Consider the following 25,518-nt stretch of genomic DNA (forward strand, 5'->3'; position numbering starts at 1 on the left):
TTTCAGGGGCACGCGCTGACGGGCCATCCCTGGCCCGACAGCGCTCTCGCGGCATCCATGCCGCTCAACCCCTGAAACTCCGATCCAACGAGGCCTCCTGAAAGGGGCGTTCCGGAGTGCTCGGAGGTCGCTCTGGAAGTCCTCAAGAGCAATCAGGAGCAGGTATTCCCTGTAGGAGCGAGCTTGCTCGCGAAGTCGCCTGCCACGTATCCCGCGCATCCGCTCACCAGCACGCCTGCACAAAACGGATACCACTCTGCACAAAGCGGATATTGCCCCCGCCAACCCAGCCCTAACCTGAGCCTGCCTGAACAATAACAACGGAGGCCCCGGCCATGTCCCTGGGTATCGACTACTTGCGTTCGCTGCTTGAGGAAAACCCCGAGGAGGGCGTCTACCGCTGCCGGCGGGAGATGTTCACCGACCCGCGCCTGTTCGACCTGGAGATGAAACACATCTTCGAAGGCAACTGGGTCTACCTCGCCCATGAAAGCCAGATTCCCGAGAAGAACGACTTCCTGACCACGATGATCGGTCGCCAGTCGATCTTCATCGCGCGCAACAAGGACGGCGTGCTCAACGCCTTCCTCAACGCCTGCAGCCACAAGGGCGCCATGCTCTGCCGGCACAAGTCCGGCAACCGCGCGAGCTACACCTGCCCGTTCCACGGCTGGACCTTCAACAACTCCGGCAAGCTGCTCAAGGTGAAGGACCCGGCCGAGGCCGGCTACCCGGAAGGCTTCAACTGCGAAGGCTCCCACGACCTGACGAAAGTAGCGCGCTTCGAGTCCTATCGCGGCTTCCTCTTTGGCAGCCTGAAGGCCGAGGTCAAGCCGCTGGTGGAGCACCTGGGCGAGTCGGCGAAGATCATCGACATGATCGTCGACCAGTCCCCCGAAGGCCTGGAAGTGCTGCGCGGGTCGAGCAGCTACATCTACGAAGGCAACTGGAAGCTCACCGCCGAGAACGGTGCCGACGGCTACCACGTCAGCTCCGTGCACTGGAACTACGCTGCCACGCAGAACCAGCGCCAGCAGCGCGAAGCCGGCGAAGAAGTGAAGACCATGAGCGCCGGCGGCTGGGCCAAGCAGGGCGGCGGCTTCTACTCCTTCGACCACGGCCACCTGCTGCTCTGGACCCGCTGGGCCAACCCCGAGGCGCGCCCCGCCTTCGAACGCCGCGACGAACTCGCCCGCGACCATGGCCGTGCCCGCGCTGACTGGATGATCGAGAACTCGCGCAATCTCTGCCTGTACCCCAACGTCTACCTGATGGACCAATTCAGTTCGCAGATCCGCATTGCCCGGCCCATCGACGTCAACCGCACCGAGATCACCATCTACTGCATCGCGCCCAAGGGCGAGAGCAGCGAGGCGCGCGCCCAGCGCATCCGCCAGTACGAGGATTTCTTCAACGTCAGCGGCATGGCCACGCCGGACGACCTGGAGGAATTCCGCTCCTGCCAGCAGGCCTACCAGGGCAGTGCCGGCGGCTGGAATGACATGTCGCGCGGGGCGAAACACTGGGTCGAAGGCGCCGATGACGCGGCGCGGGAAATCGACCTGGCACCTGCCCTGTCCGGCGTGCGTACCGAGGACGAAGGCCTGTTCGTGCTGCAGCACCAGTATTGGCAGCAGACCATGATCGATGCGCTCACCGCCGAGCAGGCCAAGCGTATTGCCGTGAAAGAGGAGGGCGTGTGATGAGCCGCTACGAACTCGTGCGCGATTTCCTCTACCGCGAGGCCCGCTACCTCGACGACAAGGACTGGGATGCCTGGCTGGAGTTGTACGCCGCCGACGCCACCTTCTGGATGCCCTCCTGGGACGACCGCGACCAGCTCACCGAAGACCCGCAGCGGGAAATCTCGCTGATCTGGTACGGCAACCGTGGCGGCCTGGAAGACCGCGTGTTCCGCATCAAGACCGAGCGCTCCAGCGCGACCCTGCCGGACACGCGCACCTCGCACAACCTCAGCAACATCGAGGTGCTCGGTGAGGCCGATGGGCAGTGCCAGGTGCGCTTCAACTGGCACACCCTGAGCTTCCGCTACAAGACCGTCGACAGCTACTTCGGCACCAGCTTCTACACGCTCGACGTGCGCGGCGAGCAACCGCTGGTCAAGGCGAAGAAGGTGGTCTTGAAGAACGACTACGTCCGGCAAGTCATCGACATCTACCACATCTGATTCGCCGTCAGGGCTGTGCGTCGCGCGCGTGGATTCGCCACGTGCGCCGCTGCCTGCGCGGCACCGAGGTGCACGCCATGAACCACAAGATCGCCCTTAACTTCGAAGACGGCGTTACCCGCTTCATCGACGCCAGCCCCAGCGAGACCGTGGCCGATGCGGCCTACCGCCAGGGCATCAACATCCCGCTGGATTGCCGCGACGGCGCCTGCGGCACCTGCAAGTGCTTCGCCGAAGCCGGCCGCTACGACCTGGGCCCGGAATACATCGAGGACGCGCTGAGCGAGGACGAAGCCGCGCAGGGCTATGTGCTCACCTGCCAGATGCGTGCGCAAAGCGATTGCGTGGTACGCGTGCCGGCTTCCTCGCAAGTCTGCAAGACCGCCCAGGCCAGCTTCGAGGCCAGCATCAGCGCGGTGCGCCAGCTCTCCGAAAGCACTATCGCGCTGTCGATAAAGGGCGAGTCGCTGAGCCGGCTGGCCTTCCTGCCGGGGCAGTACGTGAACCTGCAGGTTCCGGGCAGTGGGCAGAGCCGGGCCTACTCCTTCAGCTCGTTGCAGAAGGACGGCGAGGTCAGCTTCCTGATCCGCAACGTGCCGGGCGGCCTGATGAGCAGCTTCCTCAGCGGCCTCGCCAAGGCCGGCGACGCCATGTCCCTGGCCGGTCCGCTGGGCAGCTTCTACCTGCGCGAGATCAGGCGCCCGCTGTTGCTGCTGGCCGGCGGCACGGGCCTGGCGCCGTTCACCGCGATGCTCGAACAGATCGCCAAGCGCGGCAGCGAGCATCCGCTGCACCTGATCTACGGCGTCACCCACGACTTCGACCTGGTGGAGATGGATCGCCTGGAAGCCTTCGCCGCGTGCATCCCCAACTTCACCTGGAGCGCCTGCGTGGCCAGCCCGGAGAGCAGCTATCCGCGCAAGGGCTACGTCACCCAGCACATCGAGCCTGTGCACCTGAATGATGGCGAGGTGGACATCTACCTCTGCGGCCCGCCGCCGATGGTCGAGGCGGTGAGCGCCTACATCCGCGAGCAGGGCATCACGCCGGCGAATTTCTATTACGAGAAGTTTGCCGCCAGCGCTGCGTGAGTCCCCTTTACCCCGTCAGCCGGTGAGCGCCGCTTTTTGTAGGAGCGAGCTTGCTCGCGAACAGCTACGCAGCGGTGCATGGTTCGCGAGCAAGGGCTAGGCGCCCCCCTCGGTCCTACAGAGTGGGCACACCCCGACGTAACGAGGTCACTATGAACCGATTCAACAACAAGATCGCCCTCGTCACCGGCGCCGCCCAGGGTATCGGCCGGCGCGTTGCCGAGCGGCTGGTGGAAGAGGGCGCGAAGGTCATCGCCGTGGACCGCTCCGAGATCGTCCACGAACTGCAGGATGCCCTCGGCCAGCACGGCGAAGTCCTTACCCTGACCGCCGACCTGGAGCGCTTCGCCGATTGCCAGAGCGTGGTCGACCAGGCCATCGAATGCTTCGGCCGTCTCGATATCCTCATCAACAACGTCGGCGGCACCATCTGGGCGAAACCCTTCGAGCACTACGCCGAAGACGAGATCGAAGCCGAGGTGCGCCGTTCGCTGTTCCCCACGCTCTGGTGCTGCCGCGCCGCGCTGGTGCCGATGCTGGAGCAGGGTGCGGGCGCCATCGTCAACGTCTCGTCCATCGCCACCCGCGCGGTGAATCGCGTGCCCTACGGCGCGGCGAAAGGCGGGGTGAATGCGTTGACTGCCTGCCTGGCCTTCGAGACCGCTGAGCGTGGCGTGCGGGTCAACGCCACCGCGCCCGGCGGCACCGAGGCGCCGCCCCGGCGCATCCCACGCAACGCGACACAGCAGAGCGAGCAGGAGAAGGTCTGGTACCAGCAGATCGTCGACCAGACCGTGAGCAGCAGCCTGATGAAGCGCTACGGCAGCATCGACGAGCAGGTCGGCGCGATCCTCTTTCTCGCCTCTGACGAAGCCAGCTACATCACCGGCGTGACCCTGCCGGTGGGTGGCGGCGACCTGGGCTGAGGCGCGGCGATGTTGCGATTACGGCAGTGTTGCGCCGATCAGTTGCAGGCAGCGTTGCAGCGGCCCGCTGACGTCGCCGCGGCGCTGGCTGAGGATGATCGGCGAGACCGCCTCGGCGTCGGTCAGCGTGGCATAGCCGATGTCGGCGCGGTGCTGTTGCTGCACCGACGCCGGCACCAGCGCCACGCCCAGGCCGGCGGCGACGAGGCCGATGGCGGTCTGCAGTTCGTTGGTCCACTGCGCAACGCGCACGCTCAGGCCGTGATTGGCGAACAGCGCCAGTACATGGTCGGCATAGCTGGGGCGCGGGTTGGCCGGGTAGAGCACGAAGTCCTCGCCGGCCAGTTGCGCAAGGCTCAGCGGGGCGCCGAGCAGGTGATGCCCGGCTGGCAGCACGGCGACCATCGGTTCCTCGCGCAATACCTGCTGGGTAATGGCCGGGTCGTCGATGCGGATACGCCCGAAGCCGATGTCGATGCGCCCGCTTTTCAGTGCCTCGACCTGTTGCACCGTGGTCATTTCCTGCAGCCCCAGTTCCAGAGCGGCATCGCCGCGCAGCTCGCGGATCAGCTCGGGCAAGCCGTCGTACAGCGTCGAGGGCGCGAAGCCGATGCCGAACCATTGGCGCTCGCCACGACCAATGCGCCGGGTGCTCTCGCAGATGCTTTCCAGCTGCGCCAGCAGGGTGCCGGTCTGCTCGTGGAAGTAGCGTCCGGCGTCGGTCAGGCGCAGCGGCCGGCCGCGTTCCAGCAAGGGCACGCCGAGCAGCTCCTCGAGCTGCTGGATCTGCCGGCTCAGCGGCGGCTGGGCGATGTGCAGGCGCTCGGCGGCGCGGGTGAAGTTGAGGGTGCCGGCCACTTCACGGAAGTAGCGCAGGTGTCGCAGCTCCATGATACCTCCAGGGTATGCAACAAGACGGCATCGATATTGGACTGGCCGCAGGGCCCAGCGCAATCCTTCGTCAATCGTGAAAAGACCTTCCGGGTATCGCCAGTGCGTTGCCCGGTTCCACCAGAAACCCCAGAACGGAACGCCGTCCATGAGTAGCCCCGTCATCGAGCGCATCGAGTCGATCATCGTCGACCTGCCGACCATCCGCCCGCACAAGCTGGCCATGCACACCATGCAGCAACAGACGCTGGTGATCATTCGCCTGCGCTGCTCCGACGGCATCGAGGGCATCGGCGAAGCCACCACCATCGGCGGCCTGGCCTACGGCAACGAGAGCCCGGAAAGCATCAAGGCCAACATCGATGCGCACTTCGCGCCGCTGCTCCAGGGCCAGGACGCCAGCAACCTCAACGCCTGCATGCAGCGCCTGGACAAGTCGATCAAGGGCAACACCTTCGCCCGCTCCGGTATCGAGAGCGCGCTGCTGGATGCGCAGGGCAAGCGCCTGGGCCTGCCGGTCAGCGAACTGCTCGGCGGCCGCGTTCGCGACAGCCTGGAAGTGGCCTGGACCCTGGCCTCCGGCGACACCGCCCGCGATATCGCCGAAGCCGAGCAGATGCTGGACATCCGTCGCCACCGCATCTTCAAGCTGAAGATCGGCGCCAACCCGCTGGAGCAGGACCTCAAGCATGTGGTGGCGATCAAGCAGGCCCTGGGCGAGCGCGCCAGCGTGCGTGTGGACGTCAACCAGGGCTGGGACGAATCCCAGGCCATCCGTGGCTGCCAGGTGCTCGGCGAGAACGGCATCGATCTGATCGAGCAGCCCATCTCGCGCATCAACCGCAGCGGCCAGGTGCGCCTGAACCAGCGCAGCCCGGCGCCGATCATGGCCGACGAGTCCATCGAGAGCGTGGCCGACGCCTTCAGCCTCGCCGCCGACGGAGCCGCCAGCATCTTCGCCCTGAAGATCGCCAAGAACGGCGGCCCGCGCGCCGTGCTGCGCACCGCGCAGATCGCCGAAGCCGCCGGGATCGCGCTGTACGGCGGGACCATGCTCGAAGGCGCCGTCGGCACCCTGGCGTCCGCCCACGCCTTCATCACCCTGGAGAAGCTGACCTGGGCCACCGAGCTGTTCGGCCCGCTGCTGCTCACCGAGGAAATCGTCACCGAGCCGCCGGTTTACCGCGACTTCCAGCTGCACGTTCCGCGCACGCCCGGCCTGGGGCTGACGCTCGACGAAGAGCGCCTGGCGCGCTTCCGCCGTACCTGACTTTCAACCTGTTCCCGACTGCCCGATAGAGGAGATGACCCGATGCTGTTCCACGTGAAGATGACCGTGAAATTGCCCGTCGACATGGACCCGGCCAAGGCCGCCCAGCTCAAGGCCGACGAGAAGGAACTGGCCCAGCGCCTGCAGCGCGAAGGCAAATGGCGCCACCTGTGGCGCATCGCCGGGCACTACGCCAACTACAGCGTGTTCGACCTCGCCAGCGTCGAGGAGCTGCACGACACCCTGATGCAGCTGCCGCTGTTCCCGTACATGGACATCGAGGTCGATGGGCTCTGCCGCCATCCGTCCTCGATCCACTCCGACGACCGCTGATTTTCGTTCCGTACGACTCGACAAGAACAAGACTTGAGGATCGCACCATGACCGTGAAGATTTCCCAGACTGCCGATATCCAGAAGTTCTTCGAAGAAGCCAGCGGCGCCCTGAACGATGCGGGCAACCCGCGCGTGAAGAACCTCGTCCTGCGCATCCTGCAGGACACCGCGAAGCTCATCGAAGACATGAACGTCACCCCCGACGAATTCTGGAAGGCGGTGGATTACCTCAACCGCCTGGGCGCGCGCCAGGAAGCCGGCCTGGTCGTGGCCGGCCTGGGCATCGAGCACTACCTCGACCTGCTGCTGGACGCCCAGGACGCGGCGGTGGGTATCGAAGGCGGCACCCCGCGCACCATCGAAGGCCCCCTGTACGTGGCCGGCGCGCCGCTGTCCGAAGGCGAGGCGCGGATGGACGATGGCCAGGACGCGGGCACCGTGATGTTCCTTTCCGGCCGCGTGTTCGACCTCGACGGAAAGCCGCTGGCCGGCGCCGTGGTCGACCTCTGGCATGCCAACACCAAGGGCACATACTCCTACTTCGACAGCAGCCAGTCCGAGTACAACCTGCGCCGGCGCATCGTCACCGACGCCGAGGGCCGCTACAAAGCGCGCAGCATCGTGCCCAGTGGTTATGGCTGCCCGCCGGACGGCCCGACGCAGGAACTGCTGAACCAGCTCGGCCGCCACGGCCAGCGCCCGGCGCACATCCACTTCTTCATTTCCGCACCGGGGCACCGCCACCTGACCACCCAGATCAACCTGGCCGGTGACCAGTACCTGTGGGACGACTTTGCCTATGCCACCCGCGATGGGCTGATCGGCGAGGTGCGTTTCGTCGAGGATGCGGCTGTCGCCAAGGGGCGCGGTGTGGAAGGGCGTTTTGCCGAGATCGAGTTCGATTTCCAGCTGCAGCAGGCGGCTTCCGCCGATGCCGAAGACCGCAGCAATCGCCCTCGCGCCTTGCAGCAAGCCTGAAACCTGTAGGAGCGAGCTTGCTCGCGAACGGATTCCCCGGCCGCTCCAGCGCTGGACGGGTTCGCGAGCAAGCTCGCTCCTACAAAAGGCCGTGCCTTTCGCACACTCGTTCAAGTGGCAATCCATCCGCCCCGAGCAGCCGTTAGCCCCCTAAGAGAAGTGTTCGATATTCGCACCAATAGTCGATTATCGCATTGTTCGCCCATCCCCCCAGCGGTACCTTTTTCCCACCAGCACCACCCTACACAACGAGACCGACAATGGCTGAACTCCTGACTCTCCGCGAAGCGGTCGAGCGCTTCGTCAACGATGGCGACACCGTCGCGCTCGAAGGCTTCACCCACCTGATCCCCACCGCGGCCTCCCACGAGCTGATCCGCCAGGGCAAGAAAGACCTGCACCTGGTGCGCATGACGCCCGACCTGGTCTACGACCTGCTGATCGGCGCCGGCTGCGTGCGCAAGCTGACCTTCTCCTGGGGTGGCAACCCTGGCGTCGGTTCGCTGCATCGCCTGCGTGACGCGGTGGAGAAGGGTTGGCCGCGCGAACTGGAGATCGACGAGCACAGCCACGCCGACCTCGCCAACTCTTACGTCGCCGGCGCCTCGGGCCTGCCGTTCGCCGTGCTGCGCGCCTACGCAGGCTCCGACCTGCCGAAGGTCAACCCGAACATCAAGTTCATCAACTGCCCGTTCACCGGCGAGCAACTGGCCGCCGTGCCGTCGGTACGTCCGGACGTCACTGTGATCCACGCGCAGAAGGCCGACCGCAAGGGCAACGTGCTGCTGTGGGGCATCCTCGGCGTGCAGAAGGAAGCCGCCCTGGCCGCCAAGCGTTGCATCGTCACCGTGGAAGAAATCGTCGACGACCTCAACGCGCCGATGAACTCCTGCGTGCTGCCGACCTGGGCGCTGTCCGCCGTCTGCCTGGTGCCGGGTGGTTCGCATCCGTCCTACGCCCATGGCTACTCCGAGCGCGACAACCGCTTCTACCAGGCCTGGGACCCGATCGCCCGCGACCGCGACACCTTCAACGCCTGGATCGATACCTACATCCGTGGCACGAAAGATTTCAGCGAGTTTCGTAGCAAGCTCGCGGAGGCCAAGTAATGAGCGCCTACAGCACCAATGAAATGATGACCGTGGCTGCCGCCCGCCGCCTGAAGAACGGCGCCGTCTGCTTCGTCGGCATCGGCCTGCCGTCCAAGGCTGCCAACCTGGCGCGCCTGACTGCATCGCCGGACGTGGTCCTGATCTACGAATCCGGCCCCATCGGCGCCAAGCCCAGTGTGCTGCCGCTGTCCATCGGTGACGGCGAGCTGGCCGAAACCGCCGACACCGTAGTGCCCACCGGTGAGATCTTCCGCTACTGGCTGCAGGGCGGTCGCATTGACGTCGGTTTCCTCGGCGCGGCCCAGGTCGATCGCTTCGGCAACATCAACACCACCGTCATCGGCGATTACAACAAGCCGAAAGTGCGCCTGCCCGGCGCCGGCGGCGCGCCGGAGATTGCCGGTTCCGCCAAGGAAGTGCTGATCATCCTCAAGCAATCCCACCGCACCTTCGTCGACAAGCTGGCCTTCATCACCTCGGTCGGCTTCGGCGAGGGCGGCGACCACCGCCAGCAATTGGGCCTTCCCGGAAAAGGCCCGGTGGCGATCATCACCGACCTCTGCATCATGGAGCCGGAAGCCGGCAGCAACGAATTCATCGTCACCTCGCTGCACCCGGGCGTGACCCGCGAGCAGGTCGTCGAGGCAACTGGCTGGGCGATCCGCTTCGCCGACAAAGTCACCGAGACCATCGCGCCGACCGACGTCGAACTGGAAGCTCTGCGCGCCCTGGAGGCCCGCACTGCTGCCGCCCACGGTCAGCTGGGAGGTGAGGAATGAGCCGCGAGGTCTTCATCTGCGACGCCGTGCGCACGCCCATCGGCCGCTTCGGCGGCTCGCTGGCCGGCGTACGCGCCGACGACCTTGCCGCCGTGCCGGTGAAGGCGCTGCTGGAACGTAACCCGCAGGTCGACTGGGCAGCGCTGGACGAGGTCTACCTCGGCTGCGCCAACCAGGCCGGCGAGGACAACCGCAACGTCGCGCGCATGGCACTGCTGCTGGCGGGCCTGCCGGAGAGCGTGCCGGGCGTCACCCTCAACCGTCTCTGTGCCTCTGGCCTGGACGCGGTGGGTACCGCCTTCCGCGCCATCGCCAGCGGCGAGGCCGAGTTGGTCATCGCCGGCGGCGTGGAGTCCATGTCCCGCGCGCCCTACGTGATGGGCAAGGCCGACAGCGCCTTTGGTCGCGGGCAGAAGATCGAGGACACCACCATCGGTTGGCGCTTCATCAACCCGCTGATGAAGGCCCAGTACGGCGTGGACGCCATGCCGCAGACGGCCGACAACGTGGCCGACGATTACAGCATCAACCGCGCCGACCAGGACGCTTTCTCCCTGCGCAGCCAGCAGCGTGCCGGCGTTGCCCAGGCCAGCGGCTACTTTGCCGAGGAAATCGTTCCGGTGGTGATCAAGGGCCGCAAGGGCGAGACAGTGGTTGATACCGACGAGCACCCGCGCCCGGACACCACGCTGGAAGCGCTGGCCAAGCTCAAGCCGGTCAACGGCGAGGGCAAGACCGTGACTGCCGGCAACGCCTCGGGCGTGAACGACGGCGCGGTGGCACTGATCCTTGCCAGCGCCGAAGCGGTGAAGAAACATGGCCTGACGCCGCGCGCGAAAGTGCTCGGCATGGCCAGCGCCGGCGTCGCCCCGCGCGTGATGGGCATCGGCCCGGTGCCGGCGGTGCGCAAGCTGCTGGAGCGCTTGAACCTGTCGATGGGCCAGTTCGATGTCATCGAACTCAACGAAGCCTTTGCTGCGCAAGGGCTGGCAGTGACCCGCGAACTCGGCGTCGCCGATGATGATGCGCGGGTGAACCCCAACGGCGGCGCCATCGCCCTCGGCCACCCGCTGGGCGCCAGCGGCGCGCGCCTGGTGCTGACGGCCGTGCACCAGTTGCAGAAGACCGGCGGCAAGCTCGGCTTGTGCACCATGTGCGTGGGCGTAGGGCAGGGTGTGGCGCTGGTCGTCGAGCGCGTCTAGCTCTTGTAGGAGCGAGGGGGACGCCTAGTCCTTGCGCGCGAACAACCCCCGCTGCGGGGCTCAGGTTCGCGAGCAAGCTCGCTCCTACAGAGTCGTCCTCTGCGGTCATACTGTCCCGACCACGCCCGCCGATCTCCGGAGCTGCCTCGTGAGCACCAATCTTCTGTTCGACGCCTACTTCACCCAGCCCGCCATGCGCGCGATCTTCAGCGACCACGGCCGGGTGCAGGGCATGCTCGACTTCGAGGCCGCATTGGCTCGCGCCGAAGCCCGTGTGGGCGTTGTCCCGACGAGCGCCGTGGCGCCCATCGCCGCCGCCTGCCGCGCTGAACTCTACGATTTCGCGGCACTGGCCCAGGCCATCTGCAGCGCCGGCAATTCCGCCATTCCGCTGGTGAAGGCGCTGGGCAAGCGCATCGCCGCCGAGGATGCCGAAGCCGAGCGCTATGTGCATCTTGGCGCCACCAGCCAGGACGCCATGGATTCCGGGCTGGTCCTGCAACTGCGTGCCGCCATCGAGTTGCTGGAAAGCGATCTCGCCCAGTTGGCCGACGCGCTTGCCGTTCAGGCACAAGCCCAGGCCGGCACGCCCATGGTCGGCCGTACCTGGCTGCAGCACGCCACGCCCGTCACTCTCGGCATGAAGATCGCTGGCTGGCTGGGCGCGATTACCCGTCATCGCCAGCGCTTGAGCGAGTTCAAGCCGCGCCTGCTGTGCCTGCAGTTCGGCGGTGCCTCCGGCAGCCTCGCTGCCCTCGGTGAGCAGGGTTTTGCCGTGGCCGAGGCGTTGGCTGAAGAGCTGGACCTGCAACTGCCCGAGCAACCCTGGCACACCCAGCGTGATCGTCTGGTGGAGTTCGCCAGCCTGCTCGGCCTGATCGCCGGCAGCCTCGGCAAGCTGGGCCGTGATCTCAGCCTGCTGATGCAGACCGAGGCCGGCGAAGTCTTCGAGCCGTCCGCGCCGGGCAAGGGTGGCTCGTCCACCATGCCGCACAAGCGCAACCCGGTAGGCGCCGCGGTGCTGATCGGCGCGGCCACCCGCGCGCCGGGACTGGTCTCGACCCTGTTCGCCGCGATGCCCCAGGAGCACGAGCGCAGCCTCGGCCTGTGGCACGCCGAATGGGAAAGCCTGCCGGAGCTGTGCTGCCTCGTCTCCGGTTCCCTGCAACAGGCGCTGTCCCTCGTGCCGGGCCTGGAAGTCGACGCCGAGCGCATGCTCGCCAACCTCGATCTCACTCGCGGCCTGGTGCTCGCCGAAGCGGTGAGCATCGCCCTGGGCCAGCGCATCGGCCGCGATGCCGCCCACCATCTGGTGGAACAGTGCTGCAAGCAGGCGGTAAAGGACGGTGCGCACCTGCGCGCGGTGCTCGGCGCCAATGCCGAGGTCACTGCCCAACTGACTGCCGAGGAACTGGATCGCCTGCTCGATCCCGCCCATTACCTGGGCCAGGCGCGCCGCTGGGTCGACCGCGCGCTGGCCGAACATCAAGACCTTTCTTTGCGATAACTGGCTTTGCGATAACAGTCGCGATAGGAGCTTTGCATGCCTGCCGTACGTCTCGCCGATGGCGACCTGAACTACCTTCTTGAGGGGCCTGCTGGCGCCCCCGTGCTGGTGCTGTCCAACTCCCTGGGCACCGACCTGCACATGTGGGACGCGCAGGTCGCGGCCTTCAGCGAGCACTTGCGCGTGCTGCGTTATGACACCCGTGGCCACGGCGCCTCGCTGGTCACGCCCGGCCCCTACAGCATCGAGCAGAACGGCCGCGACGTACTGGCGCTGCTGGACGCGCTGGACATTCCGCGCGCGCATTTCTGCGGCCTGTCCATGGGCGGCCTGATCGGTCAGTGGCTGGGCATCCATGCGCCGGAACGCCTCGCGCGCCTGGTGCTGTGCAACACCGCCGCCAAGATCGGCACGCCCGAGGTGTGGAATCCGCGCATCGAGACTGTACTCAGCGGCGGTGCCGAGGCTATGCGTAACCTGCGTGACGCGTCGATCTCGCGCTGGTTCACGGCGGACTTTGCGGAAGGCTATCCGGGCAAGGTCGAGCCCATCGTCGGCATGCTCGCGCAGACATCGCCGGAAGGTTATGCGGCCAACTGCGCAGCCGTGCGCGACGCCGACTTCCGTGGCGAGATCGGCGCCATCACCGCGCCGACCCTGGTGGTCTGCGGTGCCGCCGATCCGGTGACCACCACCGATGACGGCCGCTTCCTGCAAGCGCGTATCCCCGGCGCCGAAATGGTGGAATTCCGCGCCGCGCACCTGTCCAACGTGCAGGCGGGGGATGCCTTCAGCCAGCGCGTACTGAGTTTCCTGCGCGCTTGATTGCTCTTCGTAGGAGCGAGCTTGCTCGCGAACCCCGACCCCTCAGCCGGATTGTTCGCGAGCAAGGGCTAGGCGCCCCCCTCGGTCCTGCAAGGTTCCGATTTGGAGTTTGAGATGGACGAAAAAGAACGCTACGAAGCCGGCATGCAGGTACGTCGCGCGGTGCTCGGCGATGCCCACGTCGACCGCAGCCTGGCCAAGCGCAACGCCTTCAACGAAGAGTTCCAGGAAATGATCACCCGCCACGCCTGGGGTGACATCTGGACCCGTCCCGGCCTGCCGCGCCACACCCGCAGCCTGATCACCATCGCCATGCTGATCGGCATGAACCGCGAGGGCGAGCTCACGCTGCACCTGCGCGCCGCGCGCAACAACGGGGTGACCCGCGAGGAGATCAAGGAAGTGTTGCTGCAGAGCGCGATCTATTGCGGCATCCCCGCTGCCAACGCCACCTTCCACCTCGCCGAGGCGGTGTGGGACGAGCTGGGTACCGAGTCGCTGGACGACGCCTGATCGTCAGCGCAGGCGTCCCCCGGACCACGCATCCGGGTGGCGTCTGATTTTGCCGGGAGGGTTCGCGAGCAAGCTCGCTCCTACAGGTTCGTTCCGCCGCGCTCTTCGTAGGACCGAGGGGGTGCCTAGTCCATACTCGCGATCCTGCCTGGGCATTGCGTATGACCAGCATTGGGCTCTTGTAGGAGCGGACTCCGTCCGCGATGGGTCTGCATCGCGCCGGAATCCATCGCGGACGGAGTCCACTCCCACGAGAGCAAGAGCCCCTAACCCTCTCCCGCAAGCGGGAGAGGGGACCGCCCGGGCAGGATGAAACCTAGACGTCAGCCGGCACGGACGGCTCCCTCTCCCTATGGGAGAGGGCTGGGGTGAGGGAAATGCGTAGGCACTGCGCTCCCCAGAGCCTCAGCTCTCCAGCTCCTTCCGGTCCCTGAACAACTCCAGCGCCTGCGGGTTGGCCAGGGCGTCGGTGTTCTTCACCGGCCGGCCGTGCACCACGTTGCGCACCGCCAGTTCGACGATTTTGCCGCTGATGGTGCGCGGGATGTCGGTGACCGCGAGGATCTTCGCCGGCACGTGGCGCGGAGTGGTGTTGCTGCGGATGGTCTGGCGGATGCGTTCCTGCAACGTCTCGTCCAACTCCACGCCATCACGCAGACGCACGAACAGCACCACGCGCACGTCGCCCTGCCAGTCCTGGCCGATGGCGATGGATTCCAGTACCTGCTCGACCTTTTCCACCTGGCGGTAGATTTCCGCCGTACCGATGCGTACGCCACCGGGGTTGAGCACGGCATCCGAACGGCCGTGGATCACCAGACCGCCGTGTTCGGTTTCCTCGGCATAGTCGCCGTGGGCCCAGACGCCGGGGAAGGTGGCGAAGTAGGCGTCGAGGAATTTCTCGTCGTTCTCGTCGTTCCAGAAGCCCACCGGGATCGATGGGAAGTGCTTCACACAGACCAGCTCGCCTTTCTCGCCGTGCACCGGCTGACCCGAATCGCCCCAGACCTCCACCGCCATGCCCAGCGCTTTGCACTGGATTTCCCCGCGCCATACCGGCGCGGTCGGATTGCCGATGGCGAAGCAGGAAACGATGTCGGTGCCGCCGGAGATCGACGACAGGCAGAGGTCGGGTTTCACGTCGCGGTAGACGTAGTCGAAGCTCTCGTGGGCCAGCGGCGAGCCGGTGGAGAGGAGCGCCTTCAGACGCTCCAGGGAGTGGGTCAGGCGCGGGCGCACACTGGCTTTCTCCAGCGCCGCGATGTACTTGGCGCTGGTGCCGAAGACACTGATGTGTTCCGCGTCGATCAGGTCCATCAGGCGCTCGGGGCCGGGGTGGAAGGGCGAGCCGTCGTAGAGCACCAGGGTGGCGCCCACAGCCAGTCCCGAGGCCAGCCAGTTCCACATCATCCAGCCGCAGGTGGTGTAGTAGAACAGCGTGTCGTCCTGCCCCAGGTCGACGTGCAGGCCGTGTTCTTTCAAGTGCTGCAACAGCACGCCGCCGGTGCCGTGGACGATGCACTTGGGCACGCCAGTGGTGCCCGATGAGTAGAGGATGTACAGCGGATGGTCGAAGGGCACCGGGGTGAACACCGGTTCGCCGCCGCTCTGGTAGAAGTCCTGCCAGAGGCTGACCTGCGCCGGGGTCTGGAAGTCGCTGCGGCGAGCGTGACCGTTGGCGTAGGGGACGATCACCAGCTGTTCCAGGCTGGGCAGTTGGGCGAGGATTTCGTTGAGCTTGGCGGTCAGGTCCAGCACCTTGCCGGCGTAGCGATAGCCGGCGCAGGCGATCAGCACCTTGGGTTCTATCTGGCCGAAGCGGTCGATTACGCCCTGGGTGCCGAAATCCGGCGAACAGCTCGACCAGGTGGCGCCCAGGCTGGTGGTGGCGAGCATGCCGACCACGGTCTGCCAGGTGTTGGGCATGAAAGCCGCGACCCGGTCGCCGACGCCCACGCCCGCTTCGCGCAGGGTGCGTTGCAGCCCGGCAACCTGAGCCGCCAGCTCGGCATGACTGATCACCTCGCGGCGTTCGTCTTCGCTGATGGCGATCAGTGCCGGCTTGTGATCGCGGCGGCGCAGCAGGTGTTCGGCGAAGTTCAGGGTGGCGCCGGGGAACCAGCGCGCATCGGGCATTTCCGGGCCTTCCTCGAGGACCGCCGTGGGCGCTTCGTGGAACTGCACGCCAAAGGTATCAACGATGGCCAGCCAGAAGGCTTCGCGCTCGGCGATGCTCCAGGCATGCAAGGCGGCGTAGTCGGGCAGGTCCAGCCCGTGCTGCTCGGCCACCTTGCGGCGGAAGGCGTCCATGCGGGTGGCGGCGATGCGTTCGGGGGAGGGGCTCCAGAGCGCCTGGTTCATCGACTACAACTCCAGCTGATTCGTGTTTGGCGGAAGGCACCGCCGACGAACGGTGCCTGCGCATCATGTCACGAAGCGCCGCAGGAACCCTCAAGTCACTGGGCGACCCAGCCGCCATCCATGTTCCAGGCGGCGCCGCGGACCTGGGCGGCAGCTTCAGAACACAAGAATAGCGCCAGCTCGCCCAACTGGTCGGCGGTGACGAAATCCAGCGATGGCTGCTTCTCCGCCAGCAGGTCGTGGCGAGCCTGTTCCGGGCTGGCGCCGGCTGCGATGCGCGCGTCGATCTGCTGTTGTACCAGCGGCGTCAGCACCCAGCCGGGACAGATGGCGTTACAGGTGATGGCCGTGGTGGCGGTTTCCAGGGCGGTGGTCTTGGTCAGTCCGATCACCCCGTGCTTGGCGGCCACGTAGGCGCTCTTGCCGGCGGAGGCGACCAGGCCGTGGGTCGAGGCGATGTTGAGGATGCGCCCCCAGCCACGCTGGCGCATACCCGGCAGCGCCAGGCGGCTGGTATGGAACACCGAGGAAAGGTTGATGGCGATGATCGCGTTCCAGCGCTCCACGGGGAAATCCTCCAGCGCTGCGACGTGCTGGATACCGGCGTTGTTGACCAGGATGTCGAGGCCGCCGAACTCGCGCTCGACGTAGGCGATCATCTCGGCGATCTGCTCGGGTTGCGCCATGTCCGCGCCGTGGTGACCGATGCGCGTGCCGTGCACCGACAGTTCACGCACGGCCGCGTCGATGTCGCCGAAGCCGTTGACCACCACATTGGCGCCCGCCTGCGCGAGCCGCGCGGCGATGCCCAGGCCGATGCCGCTGGTGGAGCCGGTGACCAGTGCGGTCTTGCCCTTGAGTGTCATGCAAATCTCCTCTGGAACGGGTTGCTCGCATTGCTGCGACTATCAATTCATAGGGCTGCCCAGAATTCGTTTGTGGCCTTGCGAGCTAGAGCAGAACAAGGAAAAAGCAGGCGAGGACGCGGCGTTGACGTGGAGTCAATGAGCAGTCATCGCCTGCTTTTGATGCAGTTATGCCGACGCGCAGCTAGCCACAAGCGGATTCTCAGACGATCCCGGTGGCGTAGAAGGTGCCGATCACTACGAACACCGCGAGGGTCTTGATCAGGGTGATAGCAAAGATGTCCTTGTAGGCCTCGCGGTGGGTCAGGCCGGTGACCGCGAGCAGGGTGATCACCGCGCCATTGTGCGGCAGGGTGTCCATGCCGCCAGAGGCCATGGCCGCGACCCGGTGCAGTACCTCCAGCGGGATGTTGGCGGCGTGGGCGGCGGCGATGAACTGCTCGGACATGGCCGCCAGGGCGATGCTCATGCCGCCCGACGCCGAACCGGTGATGCCGGCCAGGGTGGTGACGGTGATGGCCTCGTTGACCAGCGGATCGGGAATCTTCTTCAGCGCATCGGCCAGCACCAGGAAGCCCGGCAGCGAGGCGATCACGGCGCCGAAGCCATACTCCGAGGCGGTGTTCATCGCCGCCAGCAGCGCGCCGGACACGGCGGTCTTGCTGCCCTCGGCGATCTTGCTGCGGATCACCGCGAAGCTGGTCACCAGCACCAGCAGGATGCCCAGCAGCAGCGCCGCCTGCACCGCCCAGATGCCGGTCAGCTTGGCCACGTCGCTGGCCACCGGCGCGGCCATGCCGGCCAGTTGCAGGCTGTGGGTCTTGCCGTAGACCTGGGGAATCCAGTGGGTGAACAGCAGGTTGGCGACGCCCACCAGCACCAGTGGCGAGAGCGCCAGCAGCGGGTTGGGCAGCCTGATGTCGTCGGCGGTTTCCGGCTCGTTGCGCAACTCGTTGCCGTAGCCTTCACCGGCGGCGCGCGCCTTGCCGGCCTGGCGGCGCAGGAACAGCATGCCGACGCTGAACACGAACAGGCTGCCGATCACGCCCAGCCAGGGCGCGGCCCAGCCGGTGGTGTTGAAGAAGGCGGTGGGGATGATGTTCTGGATCTGCGGGGTGCCGGGCAGGGCGTCCATGGTGAAGCTGAACGCGCCCAGGGCGATGGTCGCCGGGATCAGCCGCTTGGGGATATTGCTCTGGCGGAACATCTCGGCGGCGAACGGATAGACCGCGAACACCACCACGAACAGCGACACGCCGCCGTAGGTGAGCAGGGCGCAGACCAGCACGATCACCAGCATCGCCTGGCTGGTGCCGAGCAGGCGGATGGCCGCGGCGACGATGGAGCGGGAGAAGCCCGACAGCTCGATCAGCTTGCCGAACACCGCACCGAGCAGGAACACCGGGAAGTAGAGTTTGACGAAGCCGACCATCTTCTCCATGAACACGCCGGTGAAGGCCGGGGCGACGGCGGAGGGGTCGGTCAGCAGCACCGCGAGCAGTGCGGCGATGGGGGCGAAGAGGATCACGCTGTAGCCGCGGTAGGCGGCGAGCATCAGCAGGGCGAGGGCCGCGAGGGCGATGACCACGCTCATCGAAGTATCTCCAGTTGTCGCGCGGCTCCGGGCCGCGCGTCGTTCTTGTTGTAGTAGGGGCGCGTGACGTTCGGGCGGTTACCAGAGCGGCAGCACGTAGCTGAGGATCAGGCGGTTCTCGTCCAGGTCGTTGCCGAAATGGCTGGAACGCACCGTCGCATTGCGCCACTTCACGCCGACGTTCTTCAGCGGGCCGCTCTGCACCACGTAGCCGATGTCGGTATCGCGCTCCCATTCCTTGCCTTCGGGCTTGCCCGCGCCCAGTTCGATATTGTCGCCGGACAGGTAGCGCGTCATGAAGGTCAGGCCGGGCACGCCAAGGGCGGCGAAGTCGTAGTCGTAGCGCGCTTGCCAGGACTTCTCGTCGCGGTTGGCGAAGTCGCCGATCTGCACGAAGTTGACCAGGAAGGCATCGGTGCCGCCGATGTAGGCGAAGCCGGTGTCGCCGCTCATCTTCTGGTAGCCGCCGCCGAAGCCGTGGCCGCCCAGGGTGTAGGTGAGCATGGCGCCGAAGGCGCGGTTGTCGACGTTGCTGTGGCCATCGTCGTCGGAGCGCGCGTAGCGCAGGTCGGTCTTCAGCGACTGGCCGGCGGCGATGGGCAGCACGTGCACCAGGTTGACGATGTGCTGGTCGTAGAGTCCGTCGAGCTTGGCGTAGCTGTAGCCGGTGGTGAGTTGCGGCGTCCACTTGTAGCTCAGGCCGGCGAAGTCGAACTGGTCGCTGCTGTCGGTGGCGACGATGCCGCGCGCGCTGCCGCTGGTGACGGTCATGTCCTCGCGGTTGGAGGAGTCGCGCTGGCTCACCTGGCGCAGGCGGCCGCCGTCGAAGGTCAGGCCGGCGAATTCGGCGGAGTTCAGGTGCGCGCCTTCGAAGGTCTGCGGCAGCAGGCGCGAATCGTTGGCCAGCACGGTGGGCAGCTTGGGCAGCAGGGTGCCGATCTTCAGCGTGCTCTTCGACGCGCGCAGCTTGGCGGTCAGGCCCAGCTCGCTGTAGTCGTCCGGCGCGCCGTTGACCTTGTCCTTGTCACGCGGCAGCAGGCCGGAGCCGGCGCGATCGGGGCTGGAGTCCAGCTTCACGCCGAGCAGGCCAAGGGCATCCACGCCCACGCCGATGGTGCCTTCGGTGTAGCCGGATTCGTAACGCAGCAGGAAGCCCTGCGCCCACTCTTCCTGCTTGGACTGCGCGGCGTTGTCCTGGCGGAAGTCGCGGTTGAAGTAGAAGTTGCGCAGCTCGACGCTGGCCTTGCTGTCTGCAAGAAACTCGGCGAAGGACTGGGGCGAAAGGGCGAGGGTGGAACCAAGGGCGGTGATGACGGCGGCATGATTGAGCGTGGAGCGGCTCATCGGGTGATCTCCTGGCGCGGCGCCGTGTGCGAAGCGGGACTAGCCGTGGTGTCCGCTGGGGTCTGTTCGCGTTCGGGCAACGTTGATTGTTGTTATGTCGGCTGTGCGGCGCGAGGGCCGCGAGAGGCGACATAGCCAGGACCGTGCCAGGATTGTAACTATTTGATTTTTAAGTCTTATTTTGAGAGTTACGCAAATGGGGAGAAGCCGTTTGTCTCTACTCGGAGACAAGGCGGCGGATATATTCGTTCTTGCGCCCTGGCTCAGATGCTGGAAGGCGTTGTCTCTTTTTTGAGACTAGTCTCTTTTTCAGGATTGAAGACCCAGCGCCGCCATCTTCTTGTAGAGCGTCGAGCGTCCCAGTCCCAGGCGTTGCGCGGCTGCATCGACGTTGCCGGCATGCTCAGCCAGGGTATTGGCGATGAGTTCACGCTCGAAGGCGTCGCGTGCGGCGTAGAAGTCCTGTCCGTCGGCCAGCTTGGCTTCTGGCGTGGTCGAGGAGGCCGGCAGTGGTTGCAGCTCGCCCAACGCCGAACGCAGGGCGGCGGCGTCGATCTGCGGGCGGTCGCCCAGCAGCACGGTGCGCTCCAGCAGGTTGCGCAGTTCACGCACGTTGCCCGGCCAGGCGTGCCGGGCGAGCAGGGCGAGGCCGTCGGCGTCCAGCTCGTAAAGCGTCTGGCGGTCGTCGCGCAGGCCATCGAGGATGGCTTCGCACAGTGCCGGCAAGTCCTCCAGGCGCTCGCGCAGCGGCGGGATCTCGATCGGCAGGACGTTGATGCGGTAGAACAGGTCGGCGCGGAATCGTCCGTCGCGCACCGCCGCATTCAGGTCGATGGAGGTGGCGGCGATCAGGCGAATGTCGCTGCGCAGCACTTCGTTGGAGCCTACTGGCTCGAATTCCTTTTCCTGCAGCACGCGCAGCAGCTTGCTCTGCAGGGTCAGCGGCATATCGCCGATCTCGTCGAGAAACAGCGTGCCGCCCTGGGCAATCTGCAACTTGCCGGCGCGACCCTTGCGGTCGGCGCCGGTAAAGGCGCCCGGCGCGGTGCCGAAGAATTCGGCTTCCAGCAGGGTTTCAGGAATGGCGGCGGCGTTGAGGCTGACGAAGGGTTTGTCGGCGCGCGGCGAGGTGGCGTGGATGGCGTGGGCGAGCAGCTCCTTGCCGGTGCCGGTCTCGCCCAGCAACAGGATCGGCGCCTCGCTGGCGGCACCCCGGCGGGCGCGGCGTTTTACTTCCAGGCTGGCCGGGCTGGTGCCGATGAAATGCCCGAAGCTGTACTTGGCCTGGCGCGCCTGCAGCAGCGAGCGGGTCGAGGCCAGTTCGGCCTGCATGCGCTGGTAGCGGGTGAGCAGCGGCGACAGCGCACGCAGTTCATCGAAGAGGGCGAAGCCGATGCCGCCGATGACCTCGCCCGCGTCATCGCGGATCGGCACGCGCATGACCACCAGCGGGTCCTTGGTCATGTCGAGGATGTCCAGCAGCATCGGCCGGCCGCTGCTGACCACCTCGCGCATCAGGCTGCCGGGGATCACCTGTTCGACGGGGCGGCCGATGGCCTGCTCGGCGCTGTCCAGACCGAAGCGTTGCGCATAGCGCTGGTTGATCCAGACGATGCGCGCCTCGCGATCGACTATCACCGTGCCTTCGCTGAACTGCTCGAATATTTCGAACAGCGAGCGGATCGCCAGTTGGCGAACGCTGGGGTAGTCCTTGAGGCTGTGGGTGTCGGTCATGGGCGGGCCGTGCGCGAAGAGGGCAGAGGGCGCACTGTACCGGGATGTGACGGCAGGGTCAGCAGCGGGTCATGGGGGGATTGTTTTTCGTAGGAGCGAGCTTGCTCGCGAACAAAACCCGCTGCGGGGCTCGGGTTCGCGAGCAAGCTCGCTCCTACAGGGGCATAGAGGCTGTGACGCTCCTACGCCACAGGCTGGCTCAGCGTTTGGAAAGCTGCGCCTTGGCCACCCGCGAGCCGTTGGGCTTGTCGAGCACCGCGCAGATGCGTTGGCCAGCATCGATCAGCTGGTCCAGGTCGACGCCGGTGTGGATGCCCAGGCCGTTGAGCAGGTAGAGCACGTCCTCGGTGGCGACATTGCCGGTGGCGCCCTTGGCGTAGGGGCAGCCGCCCAGGCCGGCGACCGAGCTGTCGAACACCGCGATGCCTTCCAGCAGGCTGGCGTAGATGTTCGCCGTGGCCTGGCCGTAGGTATCGTGGAAGTGCCCGGCCAGTTGCGCGCGCGGCACGCGTTGGCCGACGACTTCGAACATGCGGCGGGTGGCGCCGGCGGTGCCGACGCCGATGGTGTCGCCGAGAGAAACTTCGTAGCAACCCATGGCGTGCAGCTCCTCGGCGACGGCGGCAACCTGCGCCGCGTCCACCTCGCCCTGGTAGGGGCAGCCGAGTACGCAGGAGACGTAGCCGCGCACGCGCACGCCGTGCTGGCGTGCCGCTTCCATCACCGGGACGAAGCGCTCCAGGCTCTCCTTGATCGAGCAGTTGATGTTCTTCTGCGAGAAGGCCTCGGAGGCGGCGGCGAACACCGCGACTTCCTTCACCCGGGATTCCAGCGCGGCCTCGAAACCCTTCAGGTTCGGCGCCAGGGCGGCGTAGGTGACGCCGGCCTTCTGCTGGATGCCGGCGAAGACCTCGGCCGAACCGGCCATCTGCGGCACCCACTTGGGCGAGACGAAGCTGCCGACTTCGATGTAGCTCAGGCCGGCGGCGGTGAGGTCATCGACCAGGCGCACCTTGTCGGCGACGGCGATAGGTTGCTTTTCGTTCTGCAGGCCGTCGCGCGGGCCGACTTCGACCAGGCGGACGGATTTTGGCAGGGTCATGAAATGTCCTCGTTGGATGGGTGCGAAGGGCGCTATTGCTCTTCGTAGGAGCGAGCTTGCTCGCGAATGCATTGCACCCTGGGTTACCGGAGTGAAGCGGGTTCGCGAGCAAGCTCGCTCCTACACAAGTGGCATCGGCGTCAGGCTGGCGCTTCTTCCAGTTCGACCAGCGCGGTGCCTTCGGACACCAGCTCGCCTTCGCTGCAATACAGCGATTTCACCACGCCAGCGTGCGGCGCGCGAATGCTGTGTTCCATCTTCATGGCTTCGAGCACCACCAATGCGGCGCCGGCTTCGACACTCTGGCCGGGCTCAACCAGGATGCGCACGATGCTGCCATTCATCGGCGCGCCCAGGCCGCCCTGGTGCGAGTGCGCGGCTTCGGCTTCGGCGATGGCGTCGAAACGCTGCACGCTGACCAGCTCGCCGTTCCACTCCAGATAGAGGCTGTCGCCACGGCGGATCACCTGGTGGCGGCGGCGCAGTTCGCCGTCGTTCACGTCCAGCCATTGCCCATCGAGCTTGGCGATGCGCTGGCCGTCGGCATGGCGCAGGCGCACTACCTGGGACTCGCCCTTGGCCAGCAGGTGCAGGTCGGTTTCCCCCGGCAGGCCGCTGCGCCAGCCGCTCTGGGCGGACCACGGCGAGTGGGCGTCGTCACCGCGCACGCGGGCGGCTTCGCTCTGCACCCAGGCTTCGCCGGCAAGCTGCCAGAAGCGCTCGGGCAGGGCGGTCGGAGTGGGTAGCAGGGTGTCCTGGTAACGGGCGATGAAGCCGGTATCCAGCTCGCCTTCGGCGAAGGCCGGGTGGGCCAGCACGCGGCGCAGGAACGCCAGGTTGGTCTTGAAGCCGCCGACCGCGGTTTCGGCAAGCATCGACAGCAGGCGCTGGCGGGCTTCCTCGCGGTTCTCGCCCCAGGCGATCAGCTTGGCCAGCATCGGGTCGTAGAATGGCGAGATGTCGTCGCCCTCGCGGATGCCGCTATCGGTACGTCGGCCGGGACCGGCAGCGGGTTCGCGGTACAGCGCGAGGTGGCCGCTGGCGGGCAGGAAGCCGCCCTCGGGGTCTTCGGCATACAGGCGCACTTCGATGGCGTGGCCGTTCAGCGGCACCTGCTGCTGAGTCAGCGGCAGTGGCTCGCCACGGGCGACGCGGATCTGCCAGGCCACCAGGTCGAGACCGGTGATGGCTTCGGTGACCGGGTGCTCTACCTGCAGGCGGGTGTTCATCTCCATGAAGAAGAACTGGCCGCTGCCTTCGTCGTAGAGAAATTCGACGGTGCCGGCGCCGACATAGCCGATGGCCTGTGCGGCGCGCACGGCGGACTCGCCCATGGCGGCGCGCAGTTCGGCGGAGAGGCCCGGTGCCGGCGCTTCTTCCACCACTTTCTGATGACGACGCTGGATCGAGCAGTCGCGCTCGTTGAGGTACAGGCAATTGCCATGCTGGTCGGCGAACACCTGGATTTCCACGTGGCGCGGCTTGGTCAGGTACTTTTCCACCAGCATGCGCGAGTCGCCGAAGCCGGACTGCGCTTCGCGCTGGGCGGACTCCAGCGCCTCGGCCAGCTCGGCCTCGCGCTCGACCACCTTCATGCCCTTGCCGCCACCGCCGGCGGCGGCCTTGAGCAGTACCGGGTAGCCGATGCGCTGCGCTTCGCGCTGGAAGGTCGCGTAGTCCTGCGCCTCGCCGTGGTAGCCGGGCACCAGCGGCACGCCGGCGGTTTCCATCAGCGCCTTGGCCGCGGACTTGCTGCCCATGGCGTCGATGGCGCTGGCCGGCGGGCCGAGGAAGATCAGCCCCGCCTCTTCGCAGGCACGGGCGAAGCCAGCGTTCTCCGAGAGGAAGCCGTAGCCGGGGTGAATGGCCTGAGCACCGGCAGCTTTTGCGGCGGCCAGCACGGCGTCGGCGCGCAGGTAGCTCTCAGCGGGCTTGGCGCCGCCCAGGTCGATGGCGATGTCCGCCTCCTCGACGTGGCGGGCGTTGCGGTCGGTGGCGCTGTGTACGGCCACAGTGGTCAGGCCCAGGGCCTTGGCGGTGCGCATCACACGGCAGGCGATTTCGCCGCGGTTGGCCACCAGCAGGGTATCGATCTTCTTCATCAGACTTGCTCCTGCCAGGCCGGTTTGCGTTTCTCCAGGAAGGCGTGCAGGCCTTCCTGCCCCTCGGGGCTGATGCGAATGCGGGCGATGGCGGCTTCGGTGTAGCGGCGGCGTTCCGGGGTCAGTTCACCGGTGCCGATTTCATGGAACAGCGCCTTGCACGCGACCAGGGCTGCCGGGCTATTGTTCATCAGGTTGGCGATCCAGGCCTCGGCTTCGTCGTCCAGTTCGGCGGCGGGGTAGTGCTCGTCCACCAGCCCCAGCTCGCGGGCGCGGATGCCGCTGAAGCGTTCGGCGGTCATGGCATAGCGAGTGGCGGCACGCTGGCCGATGGCCTTGGTGACGAAGGGCCCGATGGTGGCCGGGATCAGGCCGATGCGCACTTCGGACAGGCAGAACTGCGCGTCCTCGGCGGCCAGCGCCATGTCGCAGCAGGAGACCAGCCCCACGCCGCCGCCGAAGGCCGCGCCCTGGACGATGGCGAGTGTCGGCTTCTTCAGCTGGTGCAGGTTGTAGAGCAGTTCGGCGAGCTGCTGCGCATCGTTCAGGTTGCCCTGGTAGTCCAGCTTCACGGACTCCTGCATCCACGAAAGGTCAGCGCCGCCGCAGAAATGCCGGCCACGGCCGCGCAGCACGACGAGGCGCACGCGCTCCTCGTTGGCCACGGCGTCCAGCGCCTGGATCAGTTCGGCGATGGTCTGGGCGTTGAAGGCGTTGTTCTTCTCCGGGCGGTTCAGCCACAGGCTGGCGACGCCGCGCGGGTCGATATCGAGTTCAATGTTCTGATAGTCGGTCATG

The 25,518-nt window shown here is 66.5% G+C and carries 22 protein-coding genes; 13 read left to right on the plus strand and 9 right to left on the minus strand.

The features are described from left to right. Positions 1–335: 335 nt before the first annotated feature. The 4 genes from benA (at position 336) to ACNFH5_RS14080 (ending at position 4,205) form a co-directional block, all read left to right on the plus strand. Positions 336–1,703: a benzoate 1,2-dioxygenase large subunit gene (gene benA, locus ACNFH5_RS14065; RefSeq protein ID WP_416746834.1), complete on the plus strand. Its 1,368-nt coding sequence runs from the start codon at positions 336–338 to the stop codon at positions 1,701–1,703. Further along, entirely contained in the window at positions 1,703–2,188 is a 486-nt protein-coding gene (gene benB, locus ACNFH5_RS14070) for a benzoate 1,2-dioxygenase small subunit (RefSeq protein WP_037016985.1), read from the plus strand. The genes benA and benB overlap by 1 nt, the downstream gene beginning before the upstream one ends. 77 nt (positions 2,189–2,265) lie before the next feature. Continuing rightward, positions 2,266–3,279, plus strand: coding sequence for a benzoate 1,2-dioxygenase electron transfer component BenC (gene benC / locus ACNFH5_RS14075; protein ID WP_416747314.1), 1,014 nt, complete (start codon positions 2,266–2,268; stop codon positions 3,277–3,279). Positions 3,280–3,431: 152 nt separating this feature from the next. Further along, on the plus strand, positions 3,432–4,205 hold the full coding sequence (locus ACNFH5_RS14080; RefSeq protein WP_416746837.1) for a 1,6-dihydroxycyclohexa-2,4-diene-1-carboxylate dehydrogenase: 774 nt from the start codon (positions 3,432–3,434) through the stop codon (positions 4,203–4,205). 18 nt (positions 4,206–4,223) lie between these two features. Here ACNFH5_RS14080 and ACNFH5_RS14085 read toward each other — a convergent pair whose 3' ends face one another. Further along, the gene (locus ACNFH5_RS14085) at positions 4,224–5,096 is read right to left on the minus strand and encodes a LysR family transcriptional regulator (protein ID WP_416746839.1); all 873 of its coding nucleotides are present in this window, start codon (positions 5,094–5,096) and stop codon (positions 4,224–4,226) included. Positions 5,097–5,244: 148 nt separating this feature from the next. Between ACNFH5_RS14085 and ACNFH5_RS14090 the strand changes: the two genes are divergently transcribed. The 9 genes from ACNFH5_RS14090 to pcaC all read left to right on the plus strand — a co-directional run bounded on the left by ACNFH5_RS14090 (position 5,245) and on the right by pcaC (position 13,617). Continuing rightward, positions 5,245–6,366, plus strand: a complete 1,122-nt coding sequence (locus tag ACNFH5_RS14090) for a muconate cycloisomerase family protein (RefSeq protein ID WP_416746841.1) — start codon at positions 5,245–5,247, stop codon at positions 6,364–6,366. Between the two features lie 42 nt (positions 6,367–6,408). Beyond that, positions 6,409–6,699, plus strand: coding sequence for a muconolactone Delta-isomerase (catC, locus tag ACNFH5_RS14095; RefSeq protein ID WP_017519458.1), 291 nt, complete (start codon positions 6,409–6,411; stop codon positions 6,697–6,699). 47 nt (positions 6,700–6,746) lie between these two features. Continuing rightward, positions 6,747–7,679 carry a catechol 1,2-dioxygenase gene (catA, locus tag ACNFH5_RS14100; RefSeq protein ID WP_416746843.1) on the plus strand — a complete coding sequence of 311 codons (933 nt, stop codon included), beginning with the start codon at positions 6,747–6,749 and terminating at the stop codon, positions 7,677–7,679. Between the two features lie 260 nt (positions 7,680–7,939). Next, positions 7,940–8,788, plus strand: coding sequence for a CoA transferase subunit A (locus ACNFH5_RS14105; protein WP_205336281.1), 849 nt, complete (start codon positions 7,940–7,942; stop codon positions 8,786–8,788). Further along, positions 8,788–9,570, plus strand: coding sequence for a CoA-transferase subunit beta (locus tag ACNFH5_RS14110; RefSeq protein WP_416746846.1), 783 nt, complete (start codon positions 8,788–8,790; stop codon positions 9,568–9,570). Before ACNFH5_RS14105 ends, ACNFH5_RS14110 begins: the two co-directional genes overlap by 1 nt. After that, positions 9,567–10,772, plus strand: a complete 1,206-nt coding sequence (pcaF, locus tag ACNFH5_RS14115; RefSeq protein ID WP_416746848.1) for a 3-oxoadipyl-CoA thiolase — start codon at positions 9,567–9,569, stop codon at positions 10,770–10,772. The genes ACNFH5_RS14110 and pcaF overlap by 4 nt, the downstream gene beginning before the upstream one ends. 148 nt (positions 10,773–10,920) lie before the next feature. After that, the gene (locus ACNFH5_RS14120; RefSeq protein ID WP_416746850.1) at positions 10,921–12,279 is read left to right on the plus strand and encodes a 3-carboxy-cis,cis-muconate cycloisomerase; all 1,359 of its coding nucleotides are present in this window, start codon (positions 10,921–10,923) and stop codon (positions 12,277–12,279) included. A 36-nt stretch (positions 12,280–12,315) separates the two neighbouring features. After that, positions 12,316–13,104, plus strand: a complete 789-nt coding sequence (gene pcaD, locus ACNFH5_RS14125) for a 3-oxoadipate enol-lactonase (RefSeq protein ID WP_416746852.1) — start codon at positions 12,316–12,318, stop codon at positions 13,102–13,104. 114 nt (positions 13,105–13,218) lie between these two features. Further along, on the plus strand, positions 13,219–13,617 hold the full coding sequence (gene pcaC / locus ACNFH5_RS14130) for a 4-carboxymuconolactone decarboxylase (RefSeq protein ID WP_024765605.1): 399 nt from the start codon (positions 13,219–13,221) through the stop codon (positions 13,615–13,617). A 405-nt stretch (positions 13,618–14,022) separates the two neighbouring features. Here the strand turns inward: pcaC and ACNFH5_RS14135 are convergent, their stop codons facing one another. The 8 genes from ACNFH5_RS14135 to ACNFH5_RS14170 form a co-directional block, all read right to left on the minus strand. Next, positions 14,023–15,978: an acetoacetate--CoA ligase gene (locus ACNFH5_RS14135; protein WP_416746854.1), complete on the minus strand. Its 1,956-nt coding sequence runs from the start codon at positions 15,976–15,978 to the stop codon at positions 14,023–14,025. Positions 15,979–16,073: 95 nt separating this feature from the next. Then, on the minus strand, positions 16,074–16,844 hold the full coding sequence (locus ACNFH5_RS14140; protein ID WP_416746856.1) for a 3-hydroxybutyrate dehydrogenase: 771 nt from the start codon (positions 16,842–16,844) through the stop codon (positions 16,074–16,076). Positions 16,845–17,046: 202 nt separating this feature from the next. Beyond that, complete coding sequence (locus tag ACNFH5_RS14145; RefSeq protein ID WP_416746858.1) at positions 17,047–18,438, minus strand: GntP family permease; 1,392 nt, start codon at positions 18,436–18,438, stop codon at positions 17,047–17,049. A 78-nt stretch (positions 18,439–18,516) separates the two neighbouring features. After that, positions 18,517–19,782 (minus strand): OprD family porin, encoded by a 1,266-nt coding sequence (locus ACNFH5_RS14150; RefSeq protein ID WP_416746860.1) that lies wholly within the window; start codon positions 19,780–19,782, stop codon positions 18,517–18,519. 309 nt (positions 19,783–20,091) lie between these two features. After that, positions 20,092–21,516 carry a sigma-54 interaction domain-containing protein gene (locus ACNFH5_RS14155; protein WP_416746862.1) on the minus strand — a complete coding sequence of 475 codons (1,425 nt, stop codon included), beginning with the start codon at positions 21,514–21,516 and terminating at the stop codon, positions 20,092–20,094. A gap of 199 nt (positions 21,517–21,715) precedes the next feature. After that, positions 21,716–22,618: a hydroxymethylglutaryl-CoA lyase gene (locus ACNFH5_RS14160; protein WP_416746864.1), complete on the minus strand. Its 903-nt coding sequence runs from the start codon at positions 22,616–22,618 to the stop codon at positions 21,716–21,718. Between the two features lie 140 nt (positions 22,619–22,758). Next, positions 22,759–24,720 carry an acetyl/propionyl/methylcrotonyl-CoA carboxylase subunit alpha gene (locus ACNFH5_RS14165; protein WP_416746866.1) on the minus strand — a complete coding sequence of 654 codons (1,962 nt, stop codon included), beginning with the start codon at positions 24,718–24,720 and terminating at the stop codon, positions 22,759–22,761. After that, entirely contained in the window at positions 24,720–25,517 is a 798-nt protein-coding gene (locus ACNFH5_RS14170) for a gamma-carboxygeranoyl-CoA hydratase (protein ID WP_416746868.1), read from the minus strand. The genes ACNFH5_RS14165 and ACNFH5_RS14170 overlap by 1 nt, the downstream gene beginning before the upstream one ends. Position 25,518 lies beyond the last annotated feature (1 nt).

Origin of the sequence: Pseudomonas sp. NY15435, from assembly GCF_048068295.1 — a bacterium.
GTDB lineage: Bacteria > Pseudomonadota > Gammaproteobacteria > Pseudomonadales > Pseudomonadaceae > Pseudomonas.

Coding starts and splice junctions, on each gene's coding strand:
- benA (WP_416746834.1), top strand. CDS start 336: ATGTCCCTGGGTATCGACTACTTGCGTTCGCTGCTTGAGGAAAACCCC.
- benB (WP_037016985.1), top strand. CDS start 1,703: ATGAGCCGCTACGAACTCGTGCGCGATTTCCTCTACCGCGAGGCCCGC.
- benC (WP_416747314.1), top strand. CDS start 2,266: ATGAACCACAAGATCGCCCTTAACTTCGAAGACGGCGTTACCCGCTTC.
- ACNFH5_RS14080 (WP_416746837.1), top strand. CDS start 3,432: ATGAACCGATTCAACAACAAGATCGCCCTCGTCACCGGCGCCGCCCAG.
- ACNFH5_RS14085 (WP_416746839.1), bottom strand. CDS start 5,096: ATGGAGCTGCGACACCTGCGCTACTTCCGTGAAGTGGCCGGCACCCTC.
- ACNFH5_RS14090 (WP_416746841.1), top strand. CDS start 5,245: ATGAGTAGCCCCGTCATCGAGCGCATCGAGTCGATCATCGTCGACCTG.
- catC (WP_017519458.1), top strand. CDS start 6,409: ATGCTGTTCCACGTGAAGATGACCGTGAAATTGCCCGTCGACATGGAC.
- catA (WP_416746843.1), top strand. CDS start 6,747: ATGACCGTGAAGATTTCCCAGACTGCCGATATCCAGAAGTTCTTCGAA.
- ACNFH5_RS14105 (WP_205336281.1), top strand. CDS start 7,940: ATGGCTGAACTCCTGACTCTCCGCGAAGCGGTCGAGCGCTTCGTCAAC.
- ACNFH5_RS14110 (WP_416746846.1), top strand. CDS start 8,788: ATGAGCGCCTACAGCACCAATGAAATGATGACCGTGGCTGCCGCCCGC.
- pcaF (WP_416746848.1), top strand. CDS start 9,567: ATGAGCCGCGAGGTCTTCATCTGCGACGCCGTGCGCACGCCCATCGGC.
- pcaD (WP_416746852.1), top strand. CDS start 12,316: ATGCCTGCCGTACGTCTCGCCGATGGCGACCTGAACTACCTTCTTGAG.
- pcaC (WP_024765605.1), top strand. CDS start 13,219: ATGGACGAAAAAGAACGCTACGAAGCCGGCATGCAGGTACGTCGCGCG.
- ACNFH5_RS14135 (WP_416746854.1), bottom strand. CDS start 15,978: ATGAACCAGGCGCTCTGGAGCCCCTCCCCCGAACGCATCGCCGCCACC.
- ACNFH5_RS14140 (WP_416746856.1), bottom strand. CDS start 16,844: ATGACACTCAAGGGCAAGACCGCACTGGTCACCGGCTCCACCAGCGGC.
- ACNFH5_RS14145 (WP_416746858.1), bottom strand. CDS start 18,438: ATGAGCGTGGTCATCGCCCTCGCGGCCCTCGCCCTGCTGATGCTCGCC.
- ACNFH5_RS14150 (WP_416746860.1), bottom strand. CDS start 19,782: ATGAGCCGCTCCACGCTCAATCATGCCGCCGTCATCACCGCCCTTGGT.
- ACNFH5_RS14155 (WP_416746862.1), bottom strand. CDS start 21,516: ATGACCGACACCCACAGCCTCAAGGACTACCCCAGCGTTCGCCAACTG.
- ACNFH5_RS14160 (WP_416746864.1), bottom strand. CDS start 22,618: ATGACCCTGCCAAAATCCGTCCGCCTGGTCGAAGTCGGCCCGCGCGAC.
- ACNFH5_RS14165 (WP_416746866.1), bottom strand. CDS start 24,720: ATGAAGAAGATCGATACCCTGCTGGTGGCCAACCGCGGCGAAATCGCC.
- ACNFH5_RS14170 (WP_416746868.1), bottom strand. CDS start 25,517: ATGACCGACTATCAGAACATTGAACTCGATATCGACCCGCGCGGCGTC.